At 30.7% G+C, this 10877-nt stretch carries 7 protein-coding genes and 1 pseudogene; all 8 read left to right on the top strand.

The genetic code is table 11. The features are described 5' to 3' along the window. Positions 1 to 299: pseudogene (locus BUB36_RS17410) on the top strand (IS4 family transposase); the annotation flags it as partial. A gap of 401 nt (positions 300 to 700) precedes the next feature. Further along, on the top strand, positions 701 to 1339 hold the full coding sequence (locus BUB36_RS17405; RefSeq protein ID WP_073153245.1) for a hypothetical protein: 639 nt from the start codon (positions 701 to 703) through the stop codon (positions 1337 to 1339). Positions 1340 to 1887: 548 nt separating this feature from the next. Continuing rightward, on the top strand, positions 1888 to 2082 hold the full coding sequence (locus tag BUB36_RS17400; RefSeq protein WP_073153244.1) for a transposase family protein: 195 nt from the start codon (positions 1888 to 1890) through the stop codon (positions 2080 to 2082). A gap of 319 nt (positions 2083 to 2401) precedes the next feature. Beyond that, the gene (locus tag BUB36_RS17395) at positions 2402 to 3877 is read left to right on the top strand and encodes a TIGR02677 family protein (protein WP_073153242.1); all 1476 of its coding nucleotides are present in this window, start codon (positions 2402 to 2404) and stop codon (positions 3875 to 3877) included. Between the two features lie 11 nt (positions 3878 to 3888). Then, positions 3889 to 5040 (top strand): TIGR02678 family protein, encoded by a 1152-nt coding sequence (locus tag BUB36_RS17390; RefSeq protein ID WP_073153240.1) that lies wholly within the window; start codon positions 3889 to 3891, stop codon positions 5038 to 5040. Then, entirely contained in the window at positions 5037 to 9170 is a 4134-nt protein-coding gene (locus BUB36_RS17385) for a TIGR02680 family protein (RefSeq protein ID WP_073153238.1), read from the top strand. Before BUB36_RS17390 ends, BUB36_RS17385 begins: the two co-directional genes overlap by 4 nt. Further along, the gene (locus tag BUB36_RS17380; protein ID WP_073153236.1) at positions 9139 to 10428 is read left to right on the top strand and encodes a TIGR02679 family protein; all 1290 of its coding nucleotides are present in this window, start codon (positions 9139 to 9141) and stop codon (positions 10426 to 10428) included. Before BUB36_RS17385 ends, BUB36_RS17380 begins: the two co-directional genes overlap by 32 nt. 129 nt (positions 10429 to 10557) lie before the next feature. Next, positions 10558 to 10877 (top strand): transposase (locus BUB36_RS17375; RefSeq protein ID WP_408633780.1); only part of this gene is annotated, 320 nt, incomplete at its 3' end.

The raw sequence follows: 10877 nt of genomic DNA, 5'->3' as shown, positions 1-10877 counted from the left end.
CTAGTGCCAATGCTGTTCAAAATCAGCTTTATATAGCCTTAATTACTTATTGCTTATTGATTTTTATTAAGCACAAAGAAGGCTATAGAGGAACTTTATTAAACTTATTAAGAGTTCTAAGAAGTTGTATTTTTAAAAAGTATGAGATTTTCCTAGAAAATCTCTTTGTTACACCTTCAAAATCTTCTAGAGGTCGGCGGAGAATAAACCATATTCGAATATTTAATGCAACATTAGAGCAATTTGAAAATGCAGAAATAGAGCATTTGAATACAGTGGGAATCAATCCAGTAATATAAATAACATATATCTATTGTAAAAATATGGATAAGGACTATCTTTTGATTGGAGTTGTCCTTAGTGAATTATTTTATTAAAATGATAGAAATGATAGAATCTGAGAATAAAAATAGAATATTTCCAATATAAAAATATATAATGTTTCTGTTAAAGCAACAGTTATAAGCATTCATTTTGAATTCATAGGGGGTAAAATTAAAATATAGATAAGTTACACTAAATAGGGCAAATAAATTCCGAATAATGATATAATTATAGATAGATATCATGATGGGAAATTTAAAATGGCAAAACGCTATGAAGAACCATTAAAAAAAACAAATAGTAGCCTTGTTTAATGATGGAAAATCACTGTCATAAATGAAAAATAATGAACAATATAGAGATGAGGTATCAAAGAATGAATTTAGTTGAAAAATATAAAACTTATAGAAAAGTATTAGTAAAATTGCATATGAAAATTTTAGATGAATTTGTTAGCCAAAGTGATTTTGAAAGAGGTGGGAAAATACTAGATATAGTTAAAAATAATAAAGTTGTATTTCAATATTACAATGAAAAAGATATACTCTTTGATTTTATTATATACGAAAAAATAAGAGATGGTCATAGTGCATTATCCGAATATGAAAAGAGATATGGAGCAAAAAATTCAAATGAAGAAGAAATTTTGGCTGCAATGAAATTATCAGAGACATCACTATATGAAGTTATAGGTATTAATAAGGAAAACAGTACAATATTACTTAGAGATATACTTAATAATAGTAAAAAATCTAAGCTTTTGGATATAGGATTAAGTAAAAGTATAAATACAAATGTTCTCGTTTTTACAAGACTAATTAAATTTGACGAATTCAATATGACGTCAGGATTAGGACTTGCTTTCTCAGGAAATTATAGAGATTTTCTTATTAGAAAAAGTAAAAAAATCATGAAGAAAACAAAAAGTGGAGATACTTCAGTTGATAGATTTGTAGCTTTTTTTAAATTAAGCAGAACGGATGGTATACCTATTTTATTTGAAAGTGTGAAATAATATACTAAAAAATAGCAAGTGTGCATAGATGGATAAAAAATATAGAAGCATAGAGTTAATAATAAATTGAAAGAAGTAGGAATGTAAATGAGTGCATGAACATATAATCCAAAATCTGTAAAATTTAATAAAATTGAAAAGGATGATTTTAAACAAAAAACCCATATAAGATTTACATAGTAAAACTTAATTTATACATGTACAAATATGCAATGTTTCTGGGCATTTTGGACATGTATAAATTAAAATCTTTACTTAAACTCTTATATATAAATATGAAAAGGTGTTGGACATAAATATGAGCATAGAAGAAATTAAAGCCACATTTGGAAATATAAAGGATTTTAGTCAATTGTGGGAAATAAAACATAAACTAGAGATAAACAACTTTAAGGTTTAATAAATTTCAAAGAAAAAATGTAGAAACGTTCATTATTTTCTTTGAAATATATTTTAAATGTTAATGTTGTTTATCTATAACAGAAATATTATTTACAGCAGTAGTTGTAAATATAGCAAATGCTGATGGTTGGATATAAATAGGAGATTTGGCTGAAGATAAAGAACAATTGGTAAGGAAGTATTTAAACCTTAAAAACGGTGTACCATCTCATGGTACATTCAAGAGATTGTTTGAAAATATAGATAGCTATGCTTTTAATAAAGCATTTATAGATTGGACAAGGAAAATGAGTGAACATACAGAAGAAAAAATAGTAGAAGTAGATTGCAAAAATCAATGAAATAACAGCGATACCAGAGCTTCTAGATTTGCTTTTTTAAAAGGGAAGTATCGTAACGATAGATGTAATGGGAACTCAAAAGAAAATAACTAAGAAAGTAATATATATATCTAATGGTGCAAAGTCATTAAAAAAACTTGAACCTTAAGCTTTTATTAAGATAGATTTTCATGCGATTGCCGTGAGGAAGCCTTTATTTGTCCTGATTATTATATTGTACTATATTAAAATAGGGGGGATGTAATATGCCAATGCAAGCAGGAATTGTAAGTAGAATAGAGGATTGCAAATGGAGCAGCTATAATCAAAAGGTGATAAAATGGAAATGAACAACAACATTCTCAAGCAAATCACAGAAACTAAATATCTTACAGCGGAAAATGCTTGGCGATATAGAACTATAATTCGATATTTTTATTTACAATATCAAAAAATGAAATACTGGATGTATAAAGAGGAAGTCTTTGAAGAATTAAAGAAAAGTGAATATTTTATAGAATATACAATGGATCAATGTAAGCAGGACTTAGATTCTCTTGTGGAATGGGGCAATCTTATACCTGTGCAAGACACAGCTAAGGCTTCCACCGTTGAGGAGTTTAAAAATAAACAGTTTAGATACCATCTATCAGAATATAGTGTAGAGATAGAACGAATGACCATAAGACTGGAAAACCTAAAGGTGGAAAGTGCTTCATTGGAACCATCCTTATTAGAAAGATTAAGAATAGAACTGAAGAAATTCAAGGATATGGTAGATGAAGATACAAATAAAGTAGGAAATTGGTGGAATTCCCTTAATGAAGACTTTAAAAGGCTTAATCAAAACTATCAAGATTATATAAGGGATTTATATAGCCTAAAGGCTGAAGAAATGATGAAAACAAGGGAGTTTCTAGTATTTAAAGACATGTTTATAGATTATTTGAGGGATTTTATAAAGGGTTTACAGCAAAATTCCTATGCAATAGAGGCTATTCTTAAAGAATTGGACATACATCAAGAAGAAAGGGTGCTTAATAAAGTTTTTGAATATAATAAATCTATTCCAAGGATAGACACAGAAATATCTCTAGAAGTAATAAGGGAAAATATTAATGAAAGATGGACAAACTTAAAAAATTGGTTTTTAGGAGATGAACAGCGAGAAAGTGAAGCTGCTAAGCTTTTTGATATAACTAATGAAATAATCCGTAAGATTACTCGTTTTGCATTTCAAATAGTTGAAACCAGAAATAGTGCTGCAAATAGGAAGGAAGAATATAAAAAGCTTTGTGAGATGTTTTTAAATTGCAAGGACATTAATGAAGCCCACAGGCTATCTTCCCTTACCTTTGGAATATTTAACACAAAGCATATCAAAGGAAATATCATTAGGGATTCGGAAAGCATAAATAGTGGAGTATATGATGAAAGACCCTATGAAGTAATAATTAAACCAAGGGTTAGAACTTACAGGGAGAAACGTGATAGAACTCCAATAGCCAACAATTCTGAAAGAAAAAGAGAAATGTTAGAGCAGGTTATATGGGAAAGGGAGCATGAGAGAAGTGTTATGGAGAGTTATATTGTAAATAATCAAATAGATTTTGCAAATCTTCCCAAAATAGAGTCCCATGTAAGGGTTGCTCTTTTAAGATGGCTTACTAAAGGAAGCAGTGCACCAAATAGAACATCAAAAACCGAAGATGGAAGGGTTTTTAAGGTCATTCTTCCTGAAAAAGACAAAAACTGTATTTTAGACTGTGAAGATGGAAAACTTCAAATGCCAGCCTACAAGATTATTTTTGAATAGGAGAAGCTTATATGAAGGAGCTAGATATATTACTTGAGAATTATTGGATAATAAAGGATGAAGATAAGGAATTATTTTATAGAATAAGAGATTCTATAAAGGAATTAAGACCATTTATAACAGACAAGCTAGGGTATCAAGCAATAATTACTCCCCAGCTTATAAAGCTTGAAAAAATCCCTGGGAAACCAGAAGACTGGATGGGGATCGAGGTCTTTGAGGACAGAATGGAATATAGCTTTTTATGCCTTCTATTGATGTTTTTAGAAGATAAAGGTAGAGAAGAACAATTTCTTTTATCGGAGCTGACGGAATATATTGAAGGGATATTTCCTGGAGATGACAAGGTTGATTGGACACTATATAGACATAGAAGATATCTTGTTAAAATATTGCGTTTTGCCCTTGACATAGGTATGATTAATTTAAATGACGGGGATGAACAAAGCTTTACAAATTCTAGAGATACAGAGGTTTTATATGAAAATACGGGAGTATCGAAGTATTTTGTAAGGAATTTTACAGGGAATATATTATTATATAATTCTCTAGAAGATTTAGAAAATGATGAGTGGACAGATATTGACAAGGATAAGGGACGTATCAGAAGAAATCGTGTATATAGAAGGTTGATAATGGCACCAGCGGTATATAGTGAAGGGGCTGATGACCCTGATTATTTATATATTAAAAACTACAGAAATATGATTCAAAACGATATAGAAAAATATTTAGAATCGGATCTCCATGTTCATAAAAATGGAGCATTTCTTATATTAAATGACAATAAAAATTATAAAAAATCATTTCCAGAAAATAAAACAATAAGCGATATAGCCCTACAAATGAATAGTATAATAATAGAAAAAGTTAAGGATGGAAGCTTATCTAAAATGGAAAACGATGTGATAAAAATATCAATTCATTCCTTTGAAAAACTAGTAATGGAGCTAAAAAACAAATATTCCTTAGGTTGGAGTAAGGAGTATAGGGAAATGAGACTTAATAAACTATGTGGTGAGATTATAAAATATATGAAAAACTGTTGTTTTATAGAATTGGATGGAATAAATGAGCTTAAAATAATGCCTTTAGCAGGAAAAATTATAGGAAAATACCCAAAGGATTTTAATTCTTCTTCTGAAGGGAGGGAAAATAAATGAACAAAAATAGATGGATGATGAATAGGGCAGGGCTTTTAAATTTTTGGTATTACGATGAGGAAGAGTTTTACTTTGCCGATGGGAAGCTACTGCTAAGGGGGACAAATGGTTCAGGTAAATCTGTTACTATGCAAAGTTTTATTCCCCTTTTATTAGATGGAAATAAAAGCCCAGAAAGGCTAGATCCCTTTGGGTCTAGGGCTAGAAAGCTTGAAAATTATCTCTTGGGGGAAGAAGAATATGGTAAAAATGAAAGTACAGGATATATCTATATAGAGTTTAAAAAAGAAAGTTCAGGAAATTTTTTAACCATAGGAATGGGGCTAAAGGCAAAAAGAGGGAGAGGTCTTGAATTTTGGGGTTTTGCCATAACCGATGGTAGACGAATTGGAAGGGATATTTTTCTATATAAGAACATTGGAGAAAAGGTACCCTTAAGCAAGACTGAGCTAAAAAATAGAATAGGTGATGGTGGCGAGGTTAAAGAAGGTCAAAAAGAATATATGGCTATGGTGAATAAATATCTCTTTGGATTTGATGAGATTGAGGATTATGATGAACTTATAAAGCTTCTCATACAGCTTAGGACTCCAAAACTATCCAAGGATTTTAGACCAACGGTAATATATGAGATAATGAACAATTCACTACAGCCCTTATCCGATGATGATTTAAGACCTATGTCAGAAGCCATAGAAAACATGGATAATATCAAAAGCAGACTAGAAGACTTTAAAGTAAGTAAAAAGGCGGCTGATAGGCTTAAAAATGCCTATGATCAATATAATAGATATATACTTTTTCAAAAAACTAAGGACTATGTAAACTCTCAAGATGCTTTGAAAAATCTACTAAGAGAAGAAAAAGAACTAAGGGAAAAAAGAGATGATTATGAAAGAAGTCATAAAGAAGAAGAAAAGAAATTAGAAGAACTAGAAATAAAAAAGAATGCCACAGAGGAAAGGAAAAGGGAGCTAGAAAAGCATGATAGCTATAGGATAAAGGAAAAAATTGCACAGCTAGAGAGTAGTCTAAGGGAGCTAGAAAAGGAAAATAACAATAAAAAAGCCTTGCTAAATAGAAAGAAGGATAAGGAAAGGGAGATTTATTTTAAAATAAAGGAACTTGAAGATAAAGAGGAAATTCAAATAAAAAATATTATGGAAAAGCTAGATGAGATGAGCGATATAGCTGATGCTTTTAGATTCCATGAGCAGGAGTTTATGAAGGATGAGCTTTTAAAGGACATTAAGAAGGAATATGATTTTTCATATGTTAGAAGCCAGATAAATTTATACAGCGATCGAATAATAAAGGCTAGAAAGGTGCTTGATGAAGAAAAAGCTATTAATACAAAGTATGACAATTCTATTAGAGATTTAGAAAATTCTAAAAAAGACAAGCTAGACAGTGAAAAGCGGGTAGAAGCAGCAAAGCTATTATTTTCAGAAACTAAAGAGGAATTTATAGAAAAAATCTACGGCTGGGAAGAGTCAAATAAGGAATTAAAACCCTCAAGAGAAGGGCTAATAGAGGTAGCTCGTAGGGTAAATACCTATGGTGAAGAAAATAGCTTTGATGATATTGTTGAAGAAATTAGAAAGGAATACAATAGGTATGAAGGGATTCTAAATAATCACAAACATAAGCTAATTTCTGAAAAGGACAAGTATAAAGATAAATATGAAGAGAAAAATGAAGAAATAAAGGAATGGATAAATAAAAAGGACCCTGAGCCAGAAAGAGAAAAAAAGGTAATACTAAATAGGGAAAGACTTAAGAATGAAAACATACCTTTTATACCATTTTATATGGCAGTGGACTTTCAAGAGGATTTAAATGAAGACGAGAAGGGAATCCTAGAAGAAGCCTTGGTAGATATGGGAATACTTGATGCCCTAATCATACCTTCAAAATATAAGGAAATCGTTCTTAAAATGGATAAGGATATGTCCGATAGATATCTATTTGCTTCACCCAAATATCTGATGCATGAATTATCCCATAAGCTAAAGGTGGATAGAATAAATGTATCGGGAATAAATGAAGAAGACGTGGATAATGTACTAAAGAGTATATTACTAGATGAACAGGGAGAATCAACCTTTATAGATGAAACAGGTAGATATGGAATTGGACCTATAAGGGGAAAAACAAGCAGCAACTATAAACCAAAGTATATTGGTTTATCTGCTAGAAAAAGATTCAAGGAAGAAATGATAGAAAGTTTACATTTAGAGATTGATGAAATAAAGGAGAAAATAGATGAAATAGAAATTGAAATAAATTTTATAGAAAAAAGATTGGAAGTTCTTAGACAGGAATATTTAGCTTTTCCAGAAAAGAAGGATTTAGAAGCGGCATTTAGTGAGCTAAAGGAAGCAGAGTTTTATTATGGCAATTGCTTAAAAAATGTAGAGATTAAGGAAGAAGAGGCAAATGGCATATATAAACAGCTTCAAGAAGTTAAGCAAAGAGTTTATGAATTGACATTTAATCTTGAGATTCCAGGAAACTTAGAGGCTTTTGTAAGTGCTGAGGAAGATTCCTATACTTACAAAGAGCTACTTTTAGAGTTTGAAACAGAGCATTTAAAATTAATTCAATTGGTAGGTACTAAGGAAATAAGATTGAGACAAAAAGAAGAAATAGATGGTGATATTGACGAAATTAATTATGACTTAGTAAAGATAGAAAGAAGTATTAAGGAAAATACAGAAAAACGCAAAAGCTTAGTAGAGCAGCTAAAGATTTCAGGATTTGAAGAAATAGAAAATGAGATAAATAATTGTATAAAGCTTTTGATAAAAATACCAGAAGAAATCAAAGAAGCTATTAAACTTAGTGAAAGGGCAAAATCAAACTATGACCAAGCATGTGAGAAAATAAAAGACCTTTGCAAAGACCTTGATTTTAGGAAACATGTTACTGAAATCTTTCTTGAAGCCTTTAAAGAAGAATACCAGCTTGGATATGTTTATACATCAGAAATAGAGGAAGAGATATATAAAGCTGCTAAAAAGGTTTATAATGAATTAAAATATATGGAAAAACAGGATAGAAACAAAGATGATTATATGAGAAATCTACAGGAAAAATTCCATGAAAATCGCCAGTATCTTGCAGAATACAACTTAAAAATGGACTATACATTTGCAAAAAACATTGAAGCTGAGGATGAAAGAATAAAAGAAGCAGTTTTAAGTCAAAAGAGAATGGATATTTTAGGTAGAGTTAGGGGAAGGTATGTAGACTTTTTTAGCTTATTAGACTATATCGAGGAAGGAATTGAGGAAAATGAAAAGCTTCTAAGGGAAAGCGATAGACAGCTATTTGAGGATATATTAGCTAAAAATATCAGCAAAAAAATAAGGGCAAAGATATATCATAGTGAAGAATGGGTTGCAAAAATGAATGGCTTGATGGAGTCTATGAACACCTCCAGTGGATTATCCTTTAGTCTAAGCTGGAAAAGTAAGAGTGCCGAAACTGAAGAACAGCTAGATACAAGGGAATTAGTTATTCTCCTTAGAAAGGATGGGAATCTCCTTACGGAAAATGAACTTAATAAGCTGTCTTCACATTTTAGATCGAAAATAAGTGAAGCTAGAAGGGAAGCGGAAGAAACTGGTAGAAAACAAACCTTCCATACAATAATGAAGGAAGTTTTAGATTATCGAAAATGGTTTGAATTCAGATTATATTATAGGAAGACCAATGAGAATAAAAAAGAACTAACCAATAACGCCTTTTATAAATTCAGTGGTGGAGAAAAGGCTATGGCGATGTATGTACCATTGTTTTCTGCTGTATATGCAAAATACGAAGGTGCAAGAAAGGATTGCCCTCGTATAATATCCTTGGATGAAGCCTTTGCAGGGGTTGATGAAAATAATATACGTGATATGTTTAGATTATTAAATGAACTTGAACTTAACTTTATTATCAATTCCCAAATATTATGGGGAGATTATGATACCGTTCCTTCTCTAGCTATATGTGAGCTTGTTAGGCCAAACAATGCAAACTTTGTAACGGTTTTAAGATATAAATGGAACGGTAAAGTGAAAGAGTTATTGACAAATGAAGGTGTAGAATATGGACAAAGTGAAATTGCTACAACAATGTAGTGAATATTTTAAAAGTAATCATGGATTCCATAGGGTTCTTGTAAAAATAAAAGATAGATATAAAGCCCTTGGAAAAATTGGTGGGACTATTAAGCTTAATAATTTAACCTTGGAAGAAAAGGAAGCCTTAACGGGCTTCCTTAAAAAGAACTATTATAAGGATTCTGTTAGTATAAAGGTGGATAAGTTCCAAGAAGCATTGAAGGACACACCCTTTGAGAAGCTAGATTTGATAGAAGTATTAGAAGAATATTTTGGTGAGAATATAGTAACGAAAAAAGCAGAAATAGAAAAATATGAAAGAGATAAAGAAAAATTTTTTAGTGAAATACTAGATGAATTAAGAGGGACTAAAGCATATGAATGGCTTGAGTTTGTACTTAATGGCAAAGAAAACGCCTATAGAATTATTGCTCAAAGATATAATCAAGACAGAGTAAGTTTGAAAGCTGATTTGATTATTACTTCAAAGGGACTTAACAGTTTACCTTTCTTTTACAATAAAAGCGAAAGATTGGCTTTATTTGCATCCCACATAAGTAAAAATCCCCATATTTTTGATGACAATAGTGAATGTGGAAAGCTTCTACTAAACGGTATAGTTTATCTCTTAGATGAAAAGTATCCACAAAATGCAGAAGAAAAAGCTGAACTCCTTTATAGAGTTGGACTTATAAAGGACGAAATATCTAATTTTACAATATGTAGTGGACTACTTGCCTACAAGGATGGAAGAATACATGGAGGCTGGGAGGGGTTTTATAACACATATGAACCTTTACAAGTATCTCTTTGGAATTTAAGTAAAGTCCAAAGGATTGTTAGTCCAAAGAAAAAGGTTTTTGTTTTTGAAAACCCTGCTGTTTTTAGTGAGATACTTCATAAAACCTCTAGAGAAAAACCTGCTTTAGTTTGCACATATGGTCAAGTAAAACTCGCATCATTAGTTCTATTGGATAAACTTGTAAAAGATGGAGTGTATATATACTATTCAGGAGATTTTGACCCAGAAGGACTAGCAATAGCTGATAAATTAAAAAGCAGATATGATCAAAGCTTAATCCTTTGGAGATACAATAAAGGTGACTACTATAAAGCACTTTCAAAAAAGAGAATTGATGATAAGAGAATGAAAAAGCTTAAAGGTTTAAAAAATAAAAGCTTAATTAGTATAGGTAAGGCTCTTGAAGAAACTGGTTGTGCAGGATATCAAGAAATGATAATAGATGAATTGATTGATGATATAAAGACAATATGAAAAAAAGGTAGTGTCATAAAATATGTGTTTGACCGTAAATAATGTCTCCTTTCTGGCAAGAATCTAAAAAAGATTAAGTTAGAAAGGAGAATTTTTATGAGTACATTACCGAAGAAAGTATTAAGACAAATGATAGTAGATGGAGGATTTAAAACAGCAGATGATATTTATGCATACCTAAAAGATATGTTTAAGGATGCCCTTCAGGAAATGCTTGAAGCAGAACTTGAAGTAAAGCTGGGTTACGGTAAAGGAGACAGAAAAAATAAAGAAACAGAGAATAAAAGAAATGGATATGCTAACAAAACAATAAAAACTAAGTATGGAGAGCTAGATATTAATGTTCCTAGGGATAGAAATGGAGAGTTTGAACCTATTGTGGTTCCTAAAAATAAAAGGGATATTTCTGGGATTGAAGAAAAGGTAATCTCCCTTTATGCTAGTGGTAT

The sequence above is a fragment of the Paramaledivibacter caminithermalis DSM 15212 genome (genome assembly GCF_900142245.1).
GTDB lineage: Bacteria > Bacillota > Clostridia > Peptostreptococcales > Caminicellaceae > Paramaledivibacter > Paramaledivibacter caminithermalis.
The sequence above is the reverse complement of the archived record's forward strand: the minus strand, read 5'-3'. Positions and strand labels throughout refer to the sequence as shown.